This window comes from Amphibacillus marinus, assembly GCF_900110345.1.
In the GTDB taxonomy this organism is placed as follows: domain Bacteria; phylum Bacillota; class Bacilli; order Bacillales; family Amphibacillaceae; genus Amphibacillus_D; species Amphibacillus_D marinus.
Genome location: NZ_FODJ01000012.1, coordinates 30,694 through 53,665 on the forward strand (window position 1 = coordinate 30,694; position 22,972 = coordinate 53,665).

At 40.6% G+C, this 22,972-nt stretch carries 22 protein-coding genes; 13 read left to right on the forward strand and 9 right to left on the reverse strand.

Annotation, left to right across the window (positions count from 1 at the left end; translation table 11 throughout):
* Positions 1-36: 36 nt before the first annotated feature.
* The 4 genes from BM000_RS13940 to BM000_RS13955 form a co-directional block, all read right to left on the reverse strand.
* Positions 37-1,389, reverse strand: coding sequence for a citrate transporter (locus BM000_RS13940; protein WP_091499659.1), 1,353 nt, complete (start codon positions 1,387-1,389; stop codon positions 37-39).
* A gap of 375 nt (positions 1,390-1,764) precedes the next feature.
* Positions 1,765-2,439, reverse strand: a complete 675-nt coding sequence (locus tag BM000_RS13945; protein WP_091499660.1) for a GntR family transcriptional regulator — start codon at positions 2,437-2,439, stop codon at positions 1,765-1,767.
* A 205-nt stretch (positions 2,440-2,644) separates the two neighbouring features.
* Entirely contained in the window at positions 2,645-3,316 is a 672-nt protein-coding gene (locus BM000_RS13950) for an AroM family protein (RefSeq protein ID WP_091499662.1), read from the reverse strand.
* Positions 3,317-3,402: 86 nt separating this feature from the next.
* On the reverse strand, positions 3,403-5,004 hold the full coding sequence (locus BM000_RS13955; protein WP_091499663.1) for an ABC transporter substrate-binding protein: 1,602 nt from the start codon (positions 5,002-5,004) through the stop codon (positions 3,403-3,405).
* A 238-nt stretch (positions 5,005-5,242) separates the two neighbouring features.
* On the opposite strand from BM000_RS13955, the gene BM000_RS13960 reads away from it, so the two are divergent.
* The 8 genes from BM000_RS13960 to BM000_RS13995 all read left to right on the forward strand — a co-directional run bounded on the left by BM000_RS13960 (position 5,243) and on the right by BM000_RS13995 (position 13,250).
* Positions 5,243-6,208, forward strand: coding sequence for an ABC transporter permease (locus BM000_RS13960; RefSeq protein WP_091499665.1), 966 nt, complete (start codon positions 5,243-5,245; stop codon positions 6,206-6,208).
* Positions 6,208-7,104 (forward strand): ABC transporter permease, encoded by an 897-nt coding sequence (locus tag BM000_RS13965; RefSeq protein WP_091499666.1) that lies wholly within the window; start codon positions 6,208-6,210, stop codon positions 7,102-7,104. Before BM000_RS13960 ends, BM000_RS13965 begins: the two co-directional genes overlap by 1 nt.
* A gap of 15 nt (positions 7,105-7,119) precedes the next feature.
* Entirely contained in the window at positions 7,120-8,151 is a 1,032-nt protein-coding gene (locus BM000_RS13970; protein ID WP_091499668.1) for an ABC transporter ATP-binding protein, read from the forward strand.
* Positions 8,126-9,097, forward strand: coding sequence for an ABC transporter ATP-binding protein (locus BM000_RS13975; protein ID WP_091499669.1), 972 nt, complete (start codon positions 8,126-8,128; stop codon positions 9,095-9,097). The genes BM000_RS13970 and BM000_RS13975 overlap by 26 nt, the downstream gene beginning before the upstream one ends.
* Before the next feature lie 19 nt (positions 9,098-9,116).
* Positions 9,117-10,052: a DUF1177 domain-containing protein gene (locus BM000_RS13980; RefSeq protein WP_091499671.1), complete on the forward strand. Its 936-nt coding sequence runs from the start codon at positions 9,117-9,119 to the stop codon at positions 10,050-10,052.
* Complete coding sequence (locus BM000_RS13985) at positions 10,052-11,320, forward strand: M20 family metallopeptidase (RefSeq protein ID WP_091499673.1); 1,269 nt, start codon at positions 10,052-10,054, stop codon at positions 11,318-11,320. Before BM000_RS13980 ends, BM000_RS13985 begins: the two co-directional genes overlap by 1 nt.
* 87 nt (positions 11,321-11,407) lie before the next feature.
* A complete protein-coding gene (locus tag BM000_RS13990) occupies positions 11,408-12,181 on the forward strand; it encodes an IclR family transcriptional regulator (RefSeq protein WP_091499674.1) in 774 nt (257 codons plus the stop codon).
* A 148-nt stretch (positions 12,182-12,329) separates the two neighbouring features.
* Entirely contained in the window at positions 12,330-13,250 is a 921-nt protein-coding gene (locus BM000_RS13995) for an aminopeptidase (RefSeq protein WP_177178309.1), read from the forward strand.
* Positions 13,251-13,403: 153 nt separating this feature from the next.
* Here BM000_RS13995 and BM000_RS14000 read toward each other — a convergent pair whose 3' ends face one another.
* Positions 13,404-14,447 (reverse strand): hypothetical protein, encoded by a 1,044-nt coding sequence (locus tag BM000_RS14000; RefSeq protein WP_091499678.1) that lies wholly within the window; start codon positions 14,445-14,447, stop codon positions 13,404-13,406.
* A gap of 226 nt (positions 14,448-14,673) precedes the next feature.
* Here BM000_RS14000 and BM000_RS14005 point away from each other — a divergent pair, with 226 nt between their 5' ends.
* The gene (locus tag BM000_RS14005) at positions 14,674-15,219 is read left to right on the forward strand and encodes a TetR/AcrR family transcriptional regulator (RefSeq protein WP_091499679.1); all 546 of its coding nucleotides are present in this window, start codon (positions 14,674-14,676) and stop codon (positions 15,217-15,219) included.
* A gap of 86 nt (positions 15,220-15,305) precedes the next feature.
* Positions 15,306-16,427, forward strand: coding sequence for an MFS transporter (locus BM000_RS14010; protein WP_091499681.1), 1,122 nt, complete (start codon positions 15,306-15,308; stop codon positions 16,425-16,427).
* A 47-nt stretch (positions 16,428-16,474) separates the two neighbouring features.
* On the opposite strand, the gene BM000_RS14015 is transcribed toward BM000_RS14010, so the two are convergent.
* Positions 16,475-16,951, reverse strand: a complete 477-nt coding sequence (locus BM000_RS14015; RefSeq protein ID WP_091499683.1) for a GNAT family N-acetyltransferase — start codon at positions 16,949-16,951, stop codon at positions 16,475-16,477.
* Positions 16,952-17,177: 226 nt separating this feature from the next.
* The gene (locus BM000_RS14020; protein ID WP_091499685.1) at positions 17,178-18,047 is read right to left on the reverse strand and encodes an SDR family oxidoreductase; all 870 of its coding nucleotides are present in this window, start codon (positions 18,045-18,047) and stop codon (positions 17,178-17,180) included.
* Positions 18,048-18,419: 372 nt separating this feature from the next.
* Here BM000_RS14020 and BM000_RS14025 point away from each other — a divergent pair, with 372 nt between their 5' ends.
* Both BM000_RS14025 and BM000_RS14030 read left to right on the forward strand, forming a co-directional pair.
* Positions 18,420-19,196 (forward strand): hypothetical protein, encoded by a 777-nt coding sequence (locus BM000_RS14025; protein ID WP_091499686.1) that lies wholly within the window; start codon positions 18,420-18,422, stop codon positions 19,194-19,196.
* A 65-nt stretch (positions 19,197-19,261) separates the two neighbouring features.
* Positions 19,262-20,068: a hypothetical protein gene (locus BM000_RS14030; protein ID WP_091499687.1), complete on the forward strand. Its 807-nt coding sequence runs from the start codon at positions 19,262-19,264 to the stop codon at positions 20,066-20,068.
* 107 nt (positions 20,069-20,175) lie between these two features.
* On the opposite strand, the gene BM000_RS14035 is transcribed toward BM000_RS14030, so the two are convergent.
* Together BM000_RS14035 and BM000_RS14040 are read right to left on the reverse strand one after the other, a co-directional pair.
* Complete coding sequence (locus tag BM000_RS14035; protein ID WP_091499689.1) at positions 20,176-21,138, reverse strand: tRNA dihydrouridine synthase; 963 nt, start codon at positions 21,136-21,138, stop codon at positions 20,176-20,178.
* A 125-nt stretch (positions 21,139-21,263) separates the two neighbouring features.
* Positions 21,264-21,953 carry a Crp/Fnr family transcriptional regulator gene (locus tag BM000_RS14040; protein WP_091499690.1) on the reverse strand — a complete coding sequence of 230 codons (690 nt, stop codon included), beginning with the start codon at positions 21,951-21,953 and terminating at the stop codon, positions 21,264-21,266.
* Between the two features lie 222 nt (positions 21,954-22,175).
* Here BM000_RS14040 and ric point away from each other — a divergent pair, with 222 nt between their 5' ends.
* Positions 22,176-22,880 (forward strand): iron-sulfur cluster repair di-iron protein, encoded by a 705-nt coding sequence (gene ric / locus BM000_RS14045; RefSeq protein ID WP_091499692.1) that lies wholly within the window; start codon positions 22,176-22,178, stop codon positions 22,878-22,880.
* Positions 22,881-22,972 lie beyond the last annotated feature (92 nt).

Genomic DNA, 22,972 nt, shown 5'->3' on the forward strand with positions numbered 1-22,972 from the left:
TTTATAATTATTTCCGAATGTGCAAAAATGACTGAATTAGTTTGTTACGCCTGATATATATAAGATGTAAACAATAACACACATAATAACGCCAATAATCCAACCAGCTGGAATGGATCGCTTCATAAAGTCACGCGAGGAAACCTTTGAATAACTTAGGCCCCAAGCAACCCAGGATTGGGTAATGTCTAAATGCTGAGGTCCAATTGTTGTAATAGCAAATAACGGGTACAGGAATTGCACCGGTAAAGCTGGATTGGCTGCGACGATAACGGCTAAAATAGCTGAACCACTTCCAACTAAATTCATTGGGCCCCGGAAGAATCCAAGTGGTGTAAGAACCGCAAAGACAATAGCTAGCGCAAGAATGCTCGTCGGTATAATATTCCCAATGATGGCAGTGAAATAAGGCGCAGCATAGCCAGCAGCATTATTGAACATGGATAAGGTTAAAAGAAACCCAACCATTGGCGCAACATCAATCGCTCCATCGGTAAACAGCTTGGCAAATCTTCGACAAACCTCTTTATAGCCACCACTAATCTTCCCAGTCGTCACCATTGCAAAAACGCCTGCTATAATAAACCCTAAAATAATTGGAACATCTAATACAACAACACCAATGACAGGGAGCAGGACTGAAATCCAAGAAATAGCAGGTGCATTTTCTGTCGCAGTTGTTTCATGCATATTAACTGCCCAGGCATAGGCTTTCTTTTTATTCATTGATAAATTAGCTATAACTAGAACCACAACTAAGCTGACAACCATTCCAGTAATTCCAACAAGGAAATAATCATTGTATGTGTAATTTTCGGCAGCAGGGTTAAAGCCTGCATATATTGTTTGATATTGAATGAAATTAACGATGTTAGCAAAGATCCCGGCCATAATTGAACCCATAAAGCTAAAGAGGGCTATTGGTCCAGGTATACCTAACGATAGTAGGATTGGTAGCACAATAACGGCAATTGAAATAACAGGTCCAATCCCAGTCATCGACATAAAGATAATTGCAGTAATCACGCAAAGAAGCCCCATTGTAATACGTGGTTTATCTCCGCCTAACTCAACTACTTTTCTAATTAGGGTAGCGGCAATACCTGTCTCGACTAATATCCGACCAAAGAAAGCCCCAAAGAAGACATTGACCAGAATAGCACGCGCATAATCACCCGGTCCATTAGCAAAAACGGTAGTCAGCACGTCAATTAACGACTGCCCCTCCATTGATGGTGTTGGCGCCAGCCAATTACCTATTAATGCAAGTACAACCCAAATTGTTGCCATGATTGCAAAGCCAACCATTAGATTAAAGCCTTTAACACAATACCAAACCATTAAGAAAAAAGATGCAATAAGTAAAATACCAATAATAATTTCAACCAATTTAAACCCTCCATTTTTAAAAAGCTCTGATCGAAACAGTTAAATTTTGTGCGTAAATTCACATACATAATAAAAGTGATTTGCTATTCTTGTCAGTTAAAGCTAATCAGATCACCACCTAGTAGAACTGTTAAATTATTGATAAACTGATATATCAGTTTGCCCCTTAAGTATAGCGCTTACATTTTAAAAATCAAGGTTTTTTTTGTAAAATATTTTTTCTTTTTTTACAAACACCATACATGTTTTTATAAACGTTGCATAGCGCTGCTGTTAGCTATTGAGCTTACAGGCATAAGCGTAAAGGTAATCAGACTGTATCAGTATATAAAAAACCCTAATCTATAGCGTGCTTAGATTAAGGTTAACTGTTTGTTATAGGTTTCCATCTGAGAAATAGGACGGGTAGTGATCGAGTAGACTTTGTTTTTCTTCTGTCATCTCATGCAAGTGAAGGGATAGTAAAAAGGAGCTTTCTTCTAGGTTCTGCTCAATAATTGAATTTAAGATTGCGCGATGCTGGTCAATGATCTGCTCCCACTCTATTGACTTCAGGTTAAGACGTAGCCATCGGAAGCGATCTAAATGAACATTATTTACTTCGAGCCATTCCCAGACCTCTTCTTTACCAGCAATCTTAAAAAACATTTTATGAAAAACATTATCAAGCTCAAAAAATTTATGTTTGTCTTGTTCACGCATCGCCTGCTCTTGTGCTAACAATATTGCCTCTAAGCTATCCTTGTCATCCTTGGAAAAGCCAGCACAGCATTCCATTGCAATTAAACGCTCAATATTTTCTCTGACAAACCGCGCATTGGCGGCTGACTTTAAATTAATTTTTGAAATATACGTTCCACTCTGGGGAACGGCATAGATCAACCCATCTTTCCGAAGCTGAATTAGTGCTTCACGAATTGGGGTCCGACCAATCTGCATTTGCTGCTCCAACTGCTTCCAGGATACTTTAGTTCCTGGCTTTAAGACATCAAACAGAATCTGTTGTCTAATTTCACTATAGGCTTGTTCAAATAGGCTTTTATCCTCCATATTAGTAGCCTTTCCTTTCTTTTCACACGTTTTTAATAATCGGTAACTATAATACGATCTCTTCTTATCGTAATTACACGCTTACATCGGTTCCAAACTAAATGAATTCTGTATTAATAAGTTTAAACTAATATATCAGGTTTTGCTACACTAAAATGACGCAAGCGTTATTTATAGCCTGCGCCTCTGTAAAAATGCAGCTTTATTAGACAATTTCAGCTGCATTCTGAAATACGATATTTCTTGATAAAATGACTGGCTTGCTGGTATGCTGACTTACTAGCTCTTTCATTGCTTTGGTATAACCGATACAGTCAAGTACAATTGCTTGAACGTTGGTCTGCTCTAACAGACTAACAGCCTTAATTAAAGCTTGTTCTGAGAAGTCATAAGGGGAGCAGTTGGCACAGATAGCCTCAAATCCAGCCTGTGACCATTTTTGTTTAATCGATTCTTCTTGATCCTTTAGTGGAATAATGACCCCCATCACCCCTTTGTTGCGAAACAGTCCTTGAGCAGCGTGATTTAACAGGTAATCTGGATAAATAATCGGTGCTTGTGACTGAAATGGTTTAAACGCACCTGTACACGCTAACACAATTAAATCAATATTTTCTTCATTTAATTGGCTGATTATTTGCTGGACAATCGGGGTAATTTTTTCTTTCGCCATGACCGCAGAGGTGCCATCGCGCAATTTAGATACTAAGGTTGTCTCATGCGCTTCTGGCTTTAAACGTGCTAAGTCAGCCTGATCGATGTCATCAAGCACACCACGCTGAATAAACGTCACATCATGTGAGAAAAACCGCTCAACCTCAGGAAATAGGTCCGTTCTTGGTGCTTGTCCGATGGTAATAATACCTACCTTTTTCATCTTAATTAATCTCCTTTCGAATTAGATGCACTAATTAGTATTAAAGTTAAAAGAAGCAGGTATAATACCCGCTTCCCTTAGCTCAGCTATTCAGTTATGGAAATATTAACACCGTTTGGACTAACGACATAGATTGAACCATCCGGTGAGAGATTAAAGCCATTAACCTTTGGATTAATACCTGTTGCAATTTCAAGGTTATCAAATTCAATCGTTGCGTAGTCATTCATAATCTCAGTAACAGCCTCTTGATAGAGCTCAGCCCGTTCAGCTTGTTCAACTGTTTCGGTAAGCGCACGATCTAATAGTTCGTCTACTACATCACTTTGATACCCTTTACCATTACCATTAGAACCGTGTTGATCACTGTGGAATCTTGGATTCAGGAAGAAATACGGATCAGGGTACCAGGACCAACCCCCAATATTCAGTGGCGCATTATTACTAGAAACCGTTTCAGTTAACGTACCCCATTCAGAAACTTGAATGTTAACATCAATATTTAAATTTTCTTTCATTTGATTTTGGAAGATCGTTGCATAGTTTGTCCGTGTCTCGAGCACATACAAATCAATTGCAAATCCACCAGCATAATCTGTTTCATCTAGTATTTGCTTAGCCTCTTCTGGATCATAAGTAGCCTTCAACGACTCAAAGGAATCATCATAGCCCCATGATCCTTGAGGAAGGGGACCATTTGCCACAACGGCACCACCCCATTGGTGAACACCTTGAACGATCTCTTCAACATTGGTAGCTTTAAAAATTGCTTCCCTTACCTTAGGGTCAGCCGTTGGGCCTTGCTGACTGTTCATATCGAGATACGTGATCGAGAGACCAGGAGTTGAAAGTAATTCAAAATTGTCATCCTGACTAATCACTTCTCGGTTTTGCCCTCTAATATCCGTTGCAATATCAACATCTCCAGAGCGGAGAGCGTTGGTCATCATCGCTTGATCTGTAATGAATTTATAGCTCACACCATCAAGGTGCGGTTCTTCACCCCAATAATTATCATGTTTAACCAAGTCAACCTGTTGGTCTGTTTGCCAGTTGTCTAAGATAAAGGGACCTGTACCGATTAAATGTGAACCAAACTGATCACCCCAGCCCTCTACTTCCTCTTCTGGCACAATAATGTTACCCTGATCCGTTAGCATTGCAAGTAGGGCAGAGTTAGGTTCTTCTAAATGAATAACAACTTCATATTCACCTGTGACCTCGACACTTTCGACACCTGCTAAACGATTCTGCGCTGACGTTTCAGCAGAACGTTCTAAGCTATATTTGACATCTTCAGCAGTCATGAGTCGACCGTCTTGGTACTCACCTGGCTGAAAGTAGACATTTTCCCTAATTGAGAATGTATAAGACATCATATCATCAGCAGCTTCCCAATCAGTCGCTAATGAAGGAACGAAGCTCTGCAAATCTTGATCATAAACAATGAGTGTGTCTGCAATTGATCGCATAATTTGCGATTCATACACACCGGTATAAAGCGTTGGATCTAAGGTAGCTGCGTTGGAGGATAGGCCAATGATTAAGTTTCCACCTGATGTTGGTGTTTCTTGATTTGGTTCCTCTTCAGTCCCTTCCTCAGTACTGTCCTCATTTGTTCCACATGCTACTAACACTGTTACGAGTACTAAAAACAAAACCAAAAGCCGACTTTTAAATATACTCATAAAAACCTCTCCTTCATTTTGTTTCATATAGTGGTACACTAGTTCAAATAATGAATATATATACGTTACCACAGTTAATTTATGCTTGTAAATATAATTTTGAGAAAATTTAAAAAAATCGAAAATTTTTACTCTTACTTCTGACAAAGTCATTTACATCGAAAAAAAACAATGGTAACATCTTAATAATTCATATAATAAAACACTAGTTCACATAATGAATCAAGGAGGGGTGGTTTTGAGAACATTTCTATTAAAGAGAAGCTTACAGCTCATACCTACTTTGTTTGTTGTAGCCGTTATTGTTTTCTTCATTACACGTATGCTACCTGGTAATCCGGCTGCTGTCATGCTCGGACCACAAGCAAGTGCCGAGGACATCGCCGCTTATGCCGAGCGATTAGGTTTAAATGATCCTATTTATCAACAATTTTTTGATTATTTAATCAATTTAGTTAAATTCGATTTTGGTAACTCATTAAGCTATAACCAACCAATTGTCAATTTAATTATGGAACGGTTCCCTAATACAGTGATTTTGGCTGTCAGTGCCCTGCTCATTGCCATTATTGTCGGTGTTCCTGCTGGAATTCTTGCCGCTAAGAAGCAAAATACCATTATTGATTACCTCGTCACAACACTTTCGCTGGTGGGTGTGTCAATGCCTATCTTTTGGTTAGGGGTCATGCTTGTCCTTGCCTTCAGTGTTAACCTAGGCTGGCTACCATCAACCGGAATGGGCTCACTAGATAATGGATTATGGGCCTTTATTAGGCATCTTATTTTGCCAAGTTTAGCTCTGGCTACTATTCCAACTGCTCAATTTGCTCGGGTTATCCGCTCAAGTATGCTTGAGACTCTTTCAAATGATTACATTAAAGCAGCCCGCTCAAAGGGATTAAAAGAAACATTTGTTATTTATAAGCATGCGCTAAAAAATGCGCTCACCCCACTCTTAACCGTGATTGGTTTACAGTTCTCAAATTTGTTAGGTGGGGCTGTCCTTACTGAAACAATTTTCAGCTGGCCAGGAATGGGCTTACTGATTGTCAACGCAATTGATAAGCGTGATTTCGTCGTCGTTCAAGGCTCGGTTATCTTTATTGCCATCATCTATGTCGTGATTAACTTAATTGTCGATGTTCTCTATAAGGTGGTAAATCCGAAAGTAAACTTAGATGGTGGAAGCGGGGGTGCAAACTAATGGTAGAAGTCGCTAACGAATTAGAGCAAACAAGGGAGCTTCAATACGCTAAAGCTCGGAAGGAACAGGCGTTTACCCGGAAATTGCTACGTAACCGGTTTGCCGCGCTAGGTCTAGGGATTATTTTTTTATTAATCGTGACAGCAATATTTGCACCTTTGATCGCTACGCATCCCCCAAATCAAATGGATGTAACCAAGAGCCTTCTTGGACCAGGTAGTGAAGGGCATCTCCTTGGCACCGATAGTTATGGCCGTGACACCTTTAGCCGAATTGTTTATGGCTCACGTATTTCACTTATTGTCGGGATATCAGCCGTTTTATTCGGCGCTTTCTTCGGCTCTATGCTTGGGCTAATATCCGGCTATGTCGGTGGTCGTACCGACGCCATTATTATGCGCATCATCGATGGGATGATGGCCTTCCCGTTTATTTTGTTAGCCATCGTTTTAATGTCTGTTTTAGGACAAGGCTTGGTTAATGTCGTGATTGCGATTGGTGTTTCTAACATTCCCGGATTTGCTCGTGTCATCAGAGGACAGGTCTTAACGATTAAGGAGTCAGAGTATATTGAGGTTACCCGCTCACTTGGGGCAAGACATGGCAGAATTCTCTTCTATCATATTGTACCAAACAGTATGGCCCCTTTGATCGTTTATGCCACCATGAGTGTCGCAGGAGCAATTATCTCAGAAGCCTCATTAAGCTTCTTGGGGTTAGGCGTCCAGCCTCCCACCGCTTCGTGGGGCAGTATGCTGCAGGAAGGTAAAGATTTCTTAGTACTAAGTCCTGAATTAGCAACAATTTCTGGTTTAGCAATTTTAATTACGGTTCTCGGTATTAATTTATTTGGTGATGGTTTACGAGATGCACTTGATCCAAAAATGAAGGTCTAACAAGGAGGTGAGCATATGTCAGATCAATTATTAACGGTAAATAATCTCAGTGTTGCCTTTCAATCAGGCTCAATTACGACTAAGGCTGTCAACGGCGTCAGCTTTTCGTTAAATAAACAAGAAAGCATTGGCATTGTCGGTGAATCTGGTTCCGGTAAGAGTGTGACCGCAACCTCGATTCTTCGGCTCATTCCTAGATCCTTTGCCAAAATAACCTCAGGTGAGATCATTTTTCAAGGCCGAGATCTGATCAAATTATCAGCGGGTCAGATGCGTAAGGTACGTGGTAACGATATTTCCATGATCTTTCAAGACCCGTCTACGAGTCTTAATCCCGTCTTTACAGTTGGCAATCAACTGGTTGAGACGATACGTGCTCACAGGAAAATTTCAAAAAAAGCCGCTAAACAAAGAGCACTTGAATTACTTGACCTTGTCGGAATACCCGCTCCAGATAAAAGAATAACTATGTACCCACATGAGTTTTCGGGTGGGATGCGGCAACGCGTCATGATCGCCATTGCACTAGCATGTGATCCACAACTCTTAATTGCCGATGAACCGACAACCGCCCTTGATGTTACCGTTCAAGCCCAAATTCTTAATTTAATGAAGGATTTGCAGGAGCAGCTCGGGATGGCCATTATCATGATCACGCATGATTTAGGTGTTGTCTGGGAAACGTGCGAGCAGGTTTTAGTCATGTATGCTGGAAGGATTGTTGAATCTGCAACTGTTAAGGAGCTCTATCAACGCCCATTGCACCCTTATACTTGGGGCTTGCTCGACTCCCAAATAACTGAGTCACAAGATAGTGATGCACCATTGTCATCTATCCCTGGTAGCCCTCCAGATTTAAGCTACGAGGTAACAGGCTGTCCCTTTGTCGAACGCTGTCCATATGCAGAGGCAATTTGTCATCAAGAGACACCCCCGTTACAGCAATTGGCAGATGGTCATGCGGTTGCCTGCCATTTTCAAACCGGTAGTAACACTTTAGAGCGAAAGGAGCACGCATACCGTGAGGGAACCTTTACTAGAAGTTGAAGGATTAAAAAAACACTTTCCCGTTTCTAGCCCAATCCCTTTTAAGAAGTCAGACCAACGCGTAAAGGCCGTCGACGGTCTAAGCTTTAAGGTATACAAAGGGGAAACATTGGGAGTGGTTGGCGAATCAGGCTGTGGTAAGTCAACGATGGCCCGGCTTGTTAATCAATTGATTAAACCAAGTGATGGTGTCGTTAATTTTAAAGAAGCAAACCTTGTTGATATGGACGCTGAAAGGCTTCGTTTGACCCGGCAGAAGATTCAGATGGTTTTTCAGGATCCCTACGCTTCCTTAGATCCACGTCTACAAGTTGGGCAACTAATCGCTGAGCCACTTGTTATTCATAAAGTTGGTACCACCGCGACGCGAAAAAAGCGGGTCGAGGAGTTACTTGAAACAGTTGGGCTTAATAAACGCTATGCTGATCGATTTCCACACGAATTCTCTGGTGGGCAAAGACAACGGATTAATATTGCCAGGGCACTTAGCTTAAATCCGGAATTAATCATCTGTGATGAACCGGTCTCAGCTCTAGATGTTTCCGTTCAAGCACAGGTTATTAATCTATTAAAAAAACTACAGGCTGAGTTTAAGCTAACTTATATCTTTATTTCGCACGATTTAAATGTTGTCCGCTATATGTGTGACCGCATCGCCGTTATGTATTTAGGACGAATTGTTGAAATTGGTACATACGAGGAGATTTATAAAAATCCTCAGCACCCCTATACCAAAGCGCTGTTTTCAGCAATCCCTAAAGAAAACCCGTTCGCTGACAAGGAGCATATTATCTTAAAGGGAACTGTGCCTAGCCCACTAAATCCACCAACTGGCTGTCATTTTCACGAAAGATGCCCAGTAGCAATGGATATTTGCAAAACGAAAGAACCGAACATGATTACAAGTAAAGATACCCATCAAGCATCCTGTCACCTAATCAACTAATTACTTGGAGGAATAAACAATGTCACTAAAACATGTCATGGAAATATACGAATTAATGGATGATATCCACGTTACCGGGGAAACAATTAAAGCTTACTTAGCAAAAATAAACAAAACTGCTGAAATTGAGGTAAAGACCATCGCTGGTGAAGAAGGGTCTACTGACTTTATTAGAGTCCGTATTCCTGGAAAAAATGAACATGCCAAAGCACTCGGCATTATCGGCAGACTTGGTGGAATTGGCGCTCGCCCTGAAATGATTGGATTTGTTTCGGATGGGGACGGGGCGTTAGCAAGTATGGCAATTGCGGCTAAGCTATTAGACATGACAAACAAAGGCGATCAATTAGAGGGCGACGTTATCATCACAACGCATATCTGTCCAACAGCCCCAACTCAGCCGCATGATCCAGTACCATTCATGAGCTCACCTGTCGACATTGCGACAATGAATCGCTATGAGGTGGACCCAGCAATGGAAGCCATTCTATCAATTGATACAACCAAGGGGAATCAAATTATTAACCACCGGGGCTTCGCGTTAACCCCAACGGTCAAAGAAGGCTATATTCTTAAAGTGAGTGATGATCTTCTTCATGTGTATACGCAATCTGTTGGTAAACTCCCTGTCACGATGCCAATTACAACACAGGACATTACCCCTTATGGCAATGATGTTTATCATATAAATAGTATCCTCCAGCCAGCAGTCGCAACTGATAAACCTGTTGTTGGTGTGGCGATCACAACCGAAACCGCTGTGGCTGGCTGTGGCACTGGTGCTAGTCATGTTACCGATATTGAAGAGGTTGTTCGCTATTGTATTGAAGTAGCCAAGGTCTACGGACAAGGAAAATGTGATTTTTACAACACGCGTGAATTTAACCATCTAGAAAGCCTTTATGGTAAGCTTACCCACTTGCAAACGATCCCGACTAAGGAGGAAGCCATTTAATGATTAATAAGCAGACACTAAAGGACCAGCTGATACACGAGATTGAGCAACGAAAAGATGATTTAGTAGACTTATGTAGTCAATTAATCAGAATTCCTAGTGAGAATCCGCCCGGCGATTCAACCCATATCACCACGTTTATTGATGATTATTTAAAACAGGTCGGAACAGTCAACCATTGGTATGAATCAACAGATAAAATGTACAACCTCGTGTCTACAATTGGGAATACAGACGGGAAACATCTTATCTTTTGCGGGCATTCTGATGTTGTCCCCGCAGGTGACCGCTCTAAATGGGATTTTGACCCCAACTCTGGTGAGGTTGTTGATGGCTGGTTGCTTGGTCGAGGAGCAAGTGATATGAAGGCTGGCTTAGGCGGCTTAATTTTTACTTTTGCTTTACTGAAAGAGTTAGAGATTGATTTACCTGGTCAGTTGACGTTAGCTGTCGTTCCAGATGAAGAAACGGGCGGAGAATTTGGGGTTCCATGGCTCCTCGAGAATGGTCTAATTATGGGCGATGGCAGCTTAATTGCTGAACCCTCATCTCGCTATAACCCAACGATTGGTCAGAAGGGTTCATTCTGGTTTAAGCTTAAAGTCTTTGGTCAGCCTGGGCATGGCAGTCTTTCTCCTCTAGCAGGTAATAATGCGATTACTAGCATGATTGATGCAATTAATGAAATCCGGAAACTGTGGGATTTACCAGTAACCATACCAGATCATATTCAACCACTAATCGATAAATCAAAGAAATACATGCGCGAGGTCGAGAAGGATCGGGAGCCCTTTCAAGATGTGATGGACCATATTACCGTTAACATCGGTACGATAAACGGTGGCACGAAATCTAATATTATTCCCGAAAGCTGTGAGGTTGAAGTTGATTGTCGCTTACCATTCGGCATCACCCAAGATGAAGTATCCGATTATCTGCATGAAAAGCTTGATAAACTCGGTATTGAGTATGAGATAAGCCGCTTTGGCTTCCGTAGTAATGCCAATCATACAAGTGCGGATGACCCAGTTTGCAAGGCCATTATTGATAATATCAGCTATGTGACTGACCATGAATCCTATGGGGTCATGCAATGGGCAAGTAGTGATGCCCGCCACTTTAGGGACTACAACATCCCTGTTTTGCAATACGGGCCAGCCTTTTTACCTAGCATCCATGGGTATAATGAGAAGGTTAAAGTTGAAGATATCGTAAGGTGTTGTAAGGTTTATATAGCGGCTGTCATTGATTACCTTTATGATAATTAGCAAATATTGCATTGCTTTATCCAGGTGCATATATTAGCATTAAGGGATATATGCACCACTCAAGCTGCTAGAGGGGGAATTGCACAGATGTTAAAAACACTGAGTTTATCATTGGACATTTTAAAAATGTTCACCAAAAAGAAGCCAACCTGGGGTGGCAGAGAACTAGCCGCTAAATTAAATCAGAATCATACAAAAATATATCGGATTCTCGAAACGCTTGAAAGACACAAATACCTGATTAAAAATAAAGAGACAAAGAAGTACTCGTTGGGCTTTGCTATCTGGGAGCTTGGTCACACCATTTCTGAGAATCTTCATATTAATGAAATGATTCACCCGATCCTCGAAAAGCTATGTGAAAAAACGAATGAGTCTGCTTTCTTAACGATACTTGATGAAGATGAAGGGCTCACGCTCGATGCAGTTGAATCACAATCGACTATTCGTTATGCTGTATCGATCGGCAGCAGAACACCCCTCTATGCAGGGGCATCCTATCGAGCCATTCTCGCGCATTTGCCTAATGACTTTATTGACGCATACTTAAGCAAGGAACGAATTAAATATACAGCCAACACCATGGTCGACATAGAAGCATTAACAGCGGATTTACAGTTAATACAACAACGGGGTTATGCCATTAGCGAAGGCGAATATACCGCTGATGTCATTGCTGTCGCTATCCCCATTTTTCATAATAATCATATTTTCGGTTCTTTAACCATCTCAGGTCCTCACTTTCGCATTGAGGAGAATGACATTGAATTATTTATTAAAGAACTAGTTAAGGCAAGGCACGAGGTTGAAAATGTTTTTGAAAAATACGGCGTTCATTTTGGCCTGTCAGCTGCACTATAACGTGAACTTTAATCAGCCAGTTTTCTTTGAATAAATTGGACTTTTACTGACTGTGACAAGCCGCCGCTTAACATACTGAAATTCTTCCTCTATCTTTGAAGTGGGGCTCTTAAAGTCAGTTAACCTGCAATAAAGGGGGCTTATGCCTATGGAATTAATTGAACAAGCAAAGTCGGTACTAACACAAAATTTAACACTTAAATCACACGAATCTGCTCTGATTGTCACAGATGACAACAAACAGGATATTGCTGAGCTTTTTTATCAAGCTGGGCAAACAATTACAACAAACATTGCCATCATTAAAATGGCGACACTATCTAAATCTGGTGAGGAGCCACCAAAGATTGTAAGTACGTCTATGAAACAAGCAGATGTAGTGCTCTGTGTGACCGAACACTCCCTTACCCATACACAAGCACGAAAGCAAGCTTCAGCTCAAGGCGCACGTGTGGCAACCATGCCAGGGGTAACACTGGACATGCTCGAGCACGGTGCTATCTCAGCTGATTATACTGAAGTACAAGCACTGACAAAGGAATACTGTGACATCCTTGAACAAGGGGAAATTGTTGAGATAAAGAAAGAGCAAACCTATTTAACTTTTTCCATTCATGATCGCCCAAGCATCAGTAGCACAGGTGTGTTTACTGAAAAGGGCCAATCGGGCAACGTCCCCTCAGGAGAAAGCTACATTGCCCCAATTGAAGACTCTGCCAACGGTCAAGTCATGATTGACGGCTCGATTAGCAATATTGGGGTCCTAACTGAACCCGTTCTTCTTACTATTAAAGACGGTCGTCTCACAGACGCTACCGGGGAACAAGGCAAGCAGTTACTCGCTTTATTGGGTGATGGACCTGGACGCACGATTGCCGAATTCGGTATTGGTACCAATAAGAAAGCACGGCTAACTGGGAACGTCTTAGAAGATGAAAAAGTCTACGGTACTGTTCATATCGCCTTTGGCAGCAACAAATCCTTTGGCGGGGTGACAGAGGCTGGTGTTCACATTGATTGTGTAATTAAATCACCTGACGTGTGGATTGATCAGAAGAAGATCTTTTAGTAAACGCAATAAATAAGTAAGCGTCTCTCATTATCTAGAGGGACGCTTTAGTTTTGTCGGTACCGACAGCATAGTTTTTTTTAAAAAAAGAGACGTTAATTCACGTACCTTACCTAACTGACTTTACCTAAATATAAAATAACGACAAGCAACTTAGTTGATCGGCGGTAAAATAGCGACTTTTTGTTTCTCACCCTGCTCTCTAACCAACGGCATGATTAAATGCCCTTGTGAATCAAAGCTTACAATATCAATAACCTCATCACTAACAAAGTCTAAATCAATAGCAACCCACTCTTCGTCAATATATTCCTGATAATGAAGCGTATTTCGATTATCTAACACGACGAGTTGGTTTCCATAGGTGGCGAAGTAGTTAATATAATCACCGAATATTAGCTGATGGAACGCTCCACTTTCAATATCGTAATAGCCAAAATTCTGCACAGTCCAGTTCTGGTCTTCATTAAGGTTTAAACTGAAAATGCGTCCATTACTAAGAGTGGCGTATCCCCCTTCATATTGAAACGGTGACTCATACGATTCCGTCGTCTCTGTTTCTATATCGTATAAAAAGTAATAACCTTTTTCACCTCGCGTATCTGTCCAGAGCAACACGCCATCCTCAAAATGAAGCTTAGCATTCATCATCGTATAGGATTCCATAACGGCAATTGTAGCTGTCTGATTGTCGACAAGGTTATGAAGCTTGACCTCAACCTTCATCTTTTCTTCATTTAACTCCGTCCATGCAACATAGTCTTCATATAAAATCGGTGATAGTATGGTCAAATACTCTGGGTTCGTTTCTGATAATGTTCTTATTTCGTTTGTTTCCAGCGACATCACATGAATTTTCTCTTCATACCCATCCATGGTTGAATCAATCCAGGTTAACCACTTTTGATTGACTGACGTTCCCTGCATAGCAGATACATCATATACGGATTCAAATAATAGCTCCTGTTCACCTGTGTCTAAATCATATTTTATCAAGGTGTCTACATCAAAGTAATCCGGCGAGTCTGTATTTATATTGACATACATCTCATTACCAATTATGGACGGATGGTTGTATCCCTTAACAGGTAATTCGATAATTGACCCGTCAGGCTGAATAACGAGATCAGTTTGATCATCGCAGCCTGCGATAACAAAGCTAACTATTAGGCTGATTAAAACTATGTACACTCTCAATCATCCCCCCCTCTTCTCACACTCTCACTCTAAAAATCAGCGCATTTCCTTTCAAATGTCTTTATCTTATACTCCTCTATGTTATTTTTCTAGTTATTTCGTTCTCCAAATACTGCTTCCTTTCGACAAAATCACGGTCTTCTATTATTTATCTTCCAAGTTAATTTGTCACTGAGCTTTTAATATGTTAATATTTATAACGAACGTTCTATCTGGGGGTCTTAACTTGAAGCAATCACAAAAGAAAGTAGCAATTATGCAGACAGCGGAAAAATTATTTTACCAACATGGCTTTCATGCTATTGGTGTGAAGAAGATTTTAGAGCAGGCTGACGTCGCAACCATGACCATGTACTATCACTTTAATTCCAAGGAAGCGCTGATCAAGGACATATTATTGCAAAGAGAACAGCGTTATTTTCAATTTCTAGCTAAGAGCATTAATCAAGATGACGATGTAAAGAATTATCTAGAATCACTCGTACAGGCTCATCTTAACTGGATTGAGACTCACGGCGCTAACGGGTGCCTGTTTCTAAGAGCACAACAAGAATATGCGGGGATTAACGAAGAGATTACCACGCTAGTAAGTGACCACAAGGGAAAATTGTTAGCCAAAATTGACCATGATTTGCAATCATTTAATACTTCAGCAGATTGTGCTTTACAACTAACCGTTATCTTAGAAGGCGCGACTGCGTTGGCACAAACGATTGAGCTTAATAGCGTAACAGAGACAGCATTTGCTTTACTTAGAAGTATACTTAAATAGGGAAAACGTCAGCACGCAATGCGCTATTTCTTTATTTTTTTGTATTTTATTATAATGAACGTTATATATAATTTGAGGTGATTTGATTGCATGCAAAAAAACTAATTACTGCTGGCTTACCCATGATTGCTGTAACATACGGATTAGCTCGCTTTAGCTATGGCCTGATGCTCCCCTATCTCATTGAAACATTAGCTTTGACCCCGGCAACTAGCGGCTTTATCTCAGCATTATCTTATCTGGCTTATTGCGTGGCAATCATTATTGCAATGATCTGTTCTGACCGTCTTCCACCACGAGCCTTTCTTATCTTAGCTGGATTGGCTGCTACTGTTGGTCTAAGCATCATTGCTATGTCTAATCATGCGATTATGCTTGGCTCAGGCTTGTTTATCGCCGGATTAAGTACAGGATTTGCCTCCCCACCCTATGCCAGTATTGTCAGCACGCAGATAGAAGTTAATCTCCAAAACCAAACAAATGCCTGGATTAATAGTGGCACGAGCATTGGTACAGCTGTTACTGGTGCCATTGCTTTAATAATGTCAAGTAATTGGCGCGGTACGTATGTAATCTTTACCGGCATTGCTCTCCTTGTTCTAATTGTGAACCATCAGCTATTACCAAAACAGGCTACACAATCTAAAAAAAGAGCACGATTAACTAAAAATGAATGGAGCAAATCGCTACCCTTAATTAGTGCTGCCTTTCTTATCGGGGTATCTTGCTCCGCGTATTGGACCTTTTCCAGAGACTTCTTGCTAAACCTAGCCAACATCCCCTTATTTTTAGCCGATTGGTTTTGGGTAATAATTGGGCTAGCTGGTTTACTTGGTGGACTAGCGGGATCCTTTATCAATAAGTACGGCGTTCGTGCTGCTTATACGCTTTCGACCTTGATTCTTTCGGCTTCTTCTCTTATTATCGGCCTTTATTCAGCTCAAACGTTAACATGGCTTATTTCACCATTCATGTTTGGGAGCGCCTATATTTTTATGACAGGCGTCTTAATTGTATGGGGCATTTCCGTATGTAGGAACAATGTCGCACTTGGCCTCGGCCTGCCATTCCTAATGCTTGCCTTAGGACAAGCAATTGGGGCTGCCCTCTCTGGGATCATTGCCGGCTTTTCAAGCTTTAGCACACTTTTTATCGTTTCGGCAATCATTGGTTGCTTAACGTTAATTTTCGCTCCCCGCTCAGCATAAAAAATGCTGCCCGGGGTTGGCGGTTGTGATTAGTGATGAATGAGCGCTTATGTTAATGTCTTCACCATTGTCAGATCAGTTACGGTATAACCTAATTTCTCATATAAATGTACAGCCCCTTTGTTATGAGCAAAAACATGAAGCCCTACTTCATAGACATTCATTTCCCTTGCTAATTGATCAAGGCATTCTAGCGCCGCTGTCCCATAACCTTGATTTTGATAGGCATCATAAATAATAAAGTCATAAATGAATAGCTTCGGTTCTTTCCCAGCTGAATTAAGCTGGAACCAAAGATAACCCACCTGTTTACCTAATGATGCGTCAATAATTGTAAACAGAAATTCTCCTTCTGTCTCTTTTCCATTAGGCAATAATCTAGTAAAGCTTGCTTGGGCTAGCTTTACAGCATCCTCAACAGCCCATGTTCCAGCCGTTACTTTTTCTTTAGCATAATCATCAACAGCAAATGATAAATAGTTATTAAAGTCTGCATCTGTCATTTTCTCAAACGTTACGATCATGATCGTTCCCCCTTTTTTGTTATGTAGCGTCACCAATAAGTATACCTGAACTACGCAAAAGTCAGCCATTCTTTATAAACAGGCAATTATACCTCACAAAATCTTGCCCTTAAAATAAAGAAAGAGTGTTAGTAAGAAAAATTGGGTGACCAACTCGCAGTCACAGCAATTCCTCTCGCTAACACCCACTATTTTTAAAAATAAACTCGTCGTTCACTTACATCGATTACGTATGGACAAAGTCACCACCATTAACGTGAATGGTTTGCCCCGTCATGTAGGATGCATCATTGGAAGCAAGCAACACATAGGCACCGACTAGTTCTACTGGTTGGCCTGGTCGGCCCATCGCATTATCCTGGCCAAATTGTTCGACCTTGTCGCCAGAGAATGAAGACGGAATCAGCGGTGTCCAGATCGGACCGGGAGCGACACCGTTGACACGAATACCATCTGCAACAAGGGACTTAGACATCGAACGGGTAAAGGCATTGATTGCCCCCTTTGTGCTGGTATAATCAATTAACGTTGGATTCCCTCGATAAGGGTTAATTGAAGTCGTATTAATAATACTACTTCCTGGTTTTAAGTAATCCAAAGCAGCCTTGGTAACATACACATAGGAATAGAAATTGGTTGCGAACGTACGATGAAGCTGCTCAGCTGATAGCTCTTTAAGGCTATCCACCGGGTGCTGCTCTGCGGCATTGTTCACTAGAATATCAAGACCGCCTAGTTCTTTGACTGTCCGTTCAACCGCCTCGATACAAAAGCGTTCCTCCGCTATATCTCCAGCAATTGTTAGACAGCGCACTCCTTCCTGCTCAACACGTTTCTTCGTTGCCTCGGCATCCTCATGCTCATCAAGGTACACAATTGCCAAATCTGCTCCCTCTTTCGCATAGCCAACAGCAACCGCACGCCCAATTCCTGAATCTCCTCCCGTAATAAGCGCAACCTTTCCTTTCAACTTGTCTGATCCCTTGTACTGATCATCCTCATATATCGGCAGAGGATCCATCTTATGCTCAGCACCGGGCTGCTTGTCCTGCACCTGTCTTGGAATACCGTTCGTTAAGTGATGACTTAAATCCATTACATCTGCCTCCTAAGTTTTGATTTCTTATATAATCTTCCCAAGTGACTGAACAATTTAAACATGAAAAGTAAAATAATTCCCAAATAGTCGTACGTTTGAAATTAAGAGGTTGGATCGAAGAATTTCAAGGCAGGGCAGATAGAGCTTTAAAATACGGAAACCTCATTGGTCAACGTACTTATCAGGGCGTGGTTAGTATTTTACAAAAGTTACAATCATAAATTGGATAGAAAGTCGTAGTTTCGTCTAAAGAACATGAAACTACGACTTTTTTAATTTTGTTGCATTTTTTAACAATTACAGCTAGCAAAATTATGCTTGTACAGTATACTTATATTGGATATATCTTCTAAAGAATGAGGTGAGCAAATGTTAGATGATAAAGGCGTTAAGGCTGACCAAACCATTACGCAATATTTTGAGGGTAATTTAAAGATTAAAGAAGAACGGGGTCTTTATAATCATTCTATTATTGAAACACGTTATTATCAATACGACGTCAACGGGATATTAGAACAGATTAATGTCTTTATAGGAAGAAAGAATCCTGATAACACCCTATTAGAGAGTAGCTATATTTATTGCTATACACCTGATTACGGGAATAACCCCAATGGACCAACTGATCAGTGGAAGATGGAACATATACGCGCACTAGATGATGACTTACAAATAGAGCAAGCATATTATCAGAATAACTTAAGAATTAAAGACGTGCGCTATAGCGATCATATTTGTCACTATAAGTACGATCGCAATAATAAGATCATCCGCGAAGAAGTTTGGAACAAGCATGAAAATGAACAAGGAAAGATAGAAGAAGGTCGTCTTGCTCATTATTATGACTATGTCCAAAATAAAGATGGGGACTATTTATTAATGTTTATAAACCCAGCTAACGGTCGGTATAAGTGGCGAATTGAAGGAAGCGAAGACAAAACATGCTGTCAGGTGGCTATATTGGAGTTTTTTTCAAACATGGAGATGTATGATGAGATTATCAGCTATGTAAAAGAACAATACCAAGAGGTAGCTACCATCTGCTTTACCACAGCTGTTGCTGAATTTAGATTTACCAAAGCGGAACAAGAACAATTAAACAACGGAGACTATGAAAAGAAATATGGGATAAAAATTGTCCCTTAATTTAATTGACTAACCTTTCGTTAAGCATGCTAACTAAAATTTTCTGTTGTATGAGGTGAATATCGATGTCAGATGACAAGAATTTATCAGAAGGGAAGGTAACACCTAAAGAAACCTTTACCCAATACCTTGAGAATAACTTAAAAATAAAAGAAGAACGTTATTTGTTTGATACAGCTATTATTGAAAAACGTTACTATCAATATGATCGTGAAGGTGGGCTTACAGAAGAGAATATTTTTATTGGTAGAAAAAATTATAACGACACGATGCTGGAGAGCGTCTTTATCTATGGTTATGAACCTGATTATAAAGACTACCCTAACCATATAGAGAATAGCTGGAAAATGGCACGAATCCTAAGCACTGTTGATTATCAATCCTTACTTGTGCGTACTTATTATGACAATGCATTAAAACAAAAAGAATTCCGTTATCTTTCCAAGCAAATCTCGCATTACAAGTATGATGTAAATGGGGTTATAATCCGCGAAGAAGTGTGGCACGGAATAGAAGACGCACAAAGAAATATAGTAGAAGGCCGCTTAGCTCATTACTATGACTACGCGCAGAACGAGAATGGGGATTATCTGTTAACGTTTGTAAACCCGGCCGGCGGTCATTATAAGTGGCTAATTGAACAAGATTATGAAAAAGATTGCTGTACGGCTACTATTTTAGAAACATTTTCATGTATGGACATGTATGATGAGATCATGACTTACATAACAAACCACTATAACGAAGTTACCTGGGTTCTCTTTGTAGAGCATCTTACTGTCGAAGATGCTAGGTTTACCGATGAAGAACATGAACAATTACACGATGGGACGTTTGAGAAAAAATATGGTGTTCATGTCACTTTTAATTAGCTTCCTATTTATTTCTAAAGCCTGCTTTCATTTCGAAAGCAGGCTTCATTAGCTAATTTAATCATTACGAAAATCGCCGATAAAAGCTACATTGATTAACACTCTTATTACTTTTCTCTCTCAAATTCGGCTAAAAGCTCTCGCACCTCATTCGTCGATTTCGTATTCATTAATTTAACACGCAGATCACTAGCACCTGGAAACCCTTTAACATAAATTTTAAAGAACCGATGCAAGCCGGCAATGGGGCGTGGCACTAATTCCGCATACTGATCCTGTAAATCGAGCTGTAACCGCAATAAGCCGAGCAGGTCTTCAGCCGTATGTTCCCTCGGCTCCTTTTCAAACGCATACGGGTTTTTAAAAATACCGCGTCCAATCATAATGCCATCAACACCGTATTGTTCGGCGAGCTGCAAGCCTCTTTGACGATCAGGAATATCGCCATTAATCGTAATTAGTGTCTGCGGCGCTAGCCGATCTCTTAGCTCAATAATTTGCGGGATCAGTTCCCAATGGGCGTCGACTTTGCTCATCTCTTCGCGCGTGCGCAAATGAATTGACAGATTGGCAATATCCTGCTTAAGCAGGTGGGTAAGCCAGCCTTCAAGCTCTTCAAGCTTAGCATAACCAAGACGTGTTTTGACACTAACCGGTAAGCCCCCCGCTTTGGCAGCTTCAATCAACTCCGCGGCAACCTCTGGCCGCAAAATAAGACCACTGCCTTTACCGTTAGTAGCCACATTGGGAACCGGACAACCCATGTTAATATCAATACCCTTAAAGCCCATCTCGGCCATACCAAGACTCATTTCGCGAAAGAATTCAGGCTTATCTCCCCAGATATGCGCCACGATCGGTTGCTCATCTTCAGTGAATACTAAGCGCCCACGCACACTTTGCCTGCCGTCTGGATGACAGTAACTGTCCGAATTCGTAAATTCAGTAAAAAAGACGTCTGGAGATCCCGCTTCTTTGACGACATGACGAAAGACGACATCTGTCACATCCTCCATTGGTGCTAATATAAAAAAGGGCTTCGGTAACTCGGCCCAAAAATTTGTTGTCATTGTCTAATCCTCATTTCATTACAGCTTGTTCCTTTTCTTAAAAATCATAGTTATTATACTAGGAATGTTGGAAAGAAGCAAAAAAGCATGCCTAAACCAATCGGCATTTGCCATGCTCAATCTATTTAAAGAATTTCCTTCGCCAATTCATCCCCATCAATCAGAAAGTACCCTGATTCATCTTGTTTAATTAAGCCTTTTTTTCTCAATTGATTTACGGTCCGATTGACCGTTTCTCTGGTTGTGCCAATCATATTAGCTAATTCTTGATTGGTAAATTGAGAGTTTAGTCGATAGTGTTCCTGCATCTTAATGCCATTCGTTTGTGTTAAACGAAGCAGAAGCATCACAATTTGTTCGTAGGTATTGCGGAGAATTTTTTCCTCTAGTCTACTCTGGAGCTCCAGTACTTTCTCCCCTAGCACCCTAAACATCTTAATACACAGAGCAGGATTTTCTAATAAAATCTCCTCGAACTTTTGCACTGAAATAACAATTAATTCTGCAGCTGTTAACATCTCCGCATGCGCCGGAAAATTGCCGTTTCTGAAAAAACCAGCATGGGGGAACATATCCCCAGCTTCTAACACGGAGACGATTTGTTCTTTACCTGACAAATCTGATTTATGAATTTTCACTTTACCAGAGCAAATGAAAAAAACGCGATCAAGCGGCTCCCCTTGCATAAAGGCAAAGGCCCCCGCTTGGTAAGTCCTTATTTGCGAGATACCAACAATCGGGCCCAGCTCTGCTTCCGACAGCTCCTTAAAAAGAGACACGGCTTGTAAATGTTTTTTGATAATCAATGCGTTCATCGCTAAACTCCTTAATGGGAAATCATCTATGACTTTTTATATGTATTTATATGCTTCACATGCTCGAAAATTATTTACTAGTATAATGAGCTATTTTAGCAGAAATCCATATAAAAAGCATAGTCAAATAGATATTCCCTGTGATACAAATCACCATTTTAACACCTTAAAGATGCTATCCTACTCGTGTACTTTAAAATTAACATTACTGGAGGTATTATTTTGTCAAATACATTTACTGAAACAGCTATTATAGGTGAGATCGTAACAAAGTTCCCGAAGGCAAGCGATGTTTTTAAATCTTATCAAATCGACTTTTGCTGTGGGGGAAATCGCCCACTAATCGATGCAATTAATGAAAAAAACTTATCAGCTGATGAGGTCTTAGACAAGCTAAACACATTGTATGATAAAGCAATTGCATTAAATGAAACCAAAATCGATTGGGAGAATGCTTCTTATCGTGAACTGATTGATCATATTATCAACAAGCATCACAGCTATCTTAATGAAGAATTACCAAACTTGACGCCTTATGTTACGCGACTGTTGCGTGTTCATGGGGCAGGACAGCCACATTTGGCTCAAATTCACCGCCTGTTCAATGAGCTAAAGGTAGCGCTTGAACAACACTTAATTCAGGAAGAAACAGAAGATTTCCCACTTATTTTAGCAATAGAACAAAATCGCACAGCCGAAAATGTCGCAAAACTAGAAAAGGTTGTAGACAATTTAGAGAAAGAGCACAGCCATGCGGGCGATCTTTTAAAAGAAATCCGTGAAGTGACCGACAACTTCACACCACCAGCACATGCTTGTGGAACTTATCGCTTGGTCTATCAACGTCTTGAAGAGCTCGAATCAAACATGTTCGAACACATTCATTTAGAAAACAATATCTTGTTCCCACGTGCGGTGACTCAGTAATAACTACAATTGAGATTTTTTAAAGAACAATGGCTTTTATGAGCATTGTACTTTTGGGCTGATCTAATAATACTAAGTCTTTAGCACAGTTT

Excerpts from the sequence above, each read along its gene's own strand:
- BM000_RS13945 (WP_091499660.1), bottom strand. The coding sequence starts at position 2,439 with ATGGAGGATAAAAGCCTATTTGAACAAGCCTATAGTGAAATTAGACAA.
- BM000_RS13950 (WP_091499662.1), bottom strand. The coding sequence starts at position 3,316 with ATGAAAAAGGTAGGTATTATTACCATCGGACAAGCACCAAGAACGGAC.
- BM000_RS13955 (WP_091499663.1), bottom strand. The coding sequence starts at position 5,004 with ATGAGTATATTTAAAAGTCGGCTTTTGGTTTTGTTTTTAGTACTCGTA.
- BM000_RS13965 (WP_091499666.1), top strand. The coding sequence starts at position 6,208 with ATGGTAGAAGTCGCTAACGAATTAGAGCAAACAAGGGAGCTTCAATAC.
- BM000_RS13970 (WP_091499668.1), top strand. The coding sequence starts at position 7,120 with ATGTCAGATCAATTATTAACGGTAAATAATCTCAGTGTTGCCTTTCAA.
- BM000_RS13980 (WP_091499671.1), top strand. The coding sequence starts at position 9,117 with ATGTCACTAAAACATGTCATGGAAATATACGAATTAATGGATGATATC.
- BM000_RS13985 (WP_091499673.1), top strand. The coding sequence starts at position 10,052 with ATGATTAATAAGCAGACACTAAAGGACCAGCTGATACACGAGATTGAG.
- BM000_RS13990 (WP_091499674.1), top strand. The coding sequence starts at position 11,408 with ATGTTAAAAACACTGAGTTTATCATTGGACATTTTAAAAATGTTCACC.
- BM000_RS13995 (WP_177178309.1), top strand. The coding sequence starts at position 12,330 with ATGGAATTAATTGAACAAGCAAAGTCGGTACTAACACAAAATTTAACA.
- BM000_RS14015 (WP_091499683.1), bottom strand. The coding sequence starts at position 16,951 with ATGATCGTAACGTTTGAGAAAATGACAGATGCAGACTTTAATAACTAT.
- BM000_RS14020 (WP_091499685.1), bottom strand. The coding sequence starts at position 18,047 with ATGGATTTAAGTCATCACTTAACGAACGGTATTCCAAGACAGGTGCAG.
- BM000_RS14025 (WP_091499686.1), top strand. The coding sequence starts at position 18,420 with ATGTTAGATGATAAAGGCGTTAAGGCTGACCAAACCATTACGCAATAT.
- BM000_RS14030 (WP_091499687.1), top strand. The coding sequence starts at position 19,262 with ATGTCAGATGACAAGAATTTATCAGAAGGGAAGGTAACACCTAAAGAA.
- BM000_RS14035 (WP_091499689.1), bottom strand. The coding sequence starts at position 21,138 with ATGACAACAAATTTTTGGGCCGAGTTACCGAAGCCCTTTTTTATATTA.
- BM000_RS14040 (WP_091499690.1), bottom strand. The coding sequence starts at position 21,953 with ATGAACGCATTGATTATCAAAAAACATTTACAAGCCGTGTCTCTTTTT.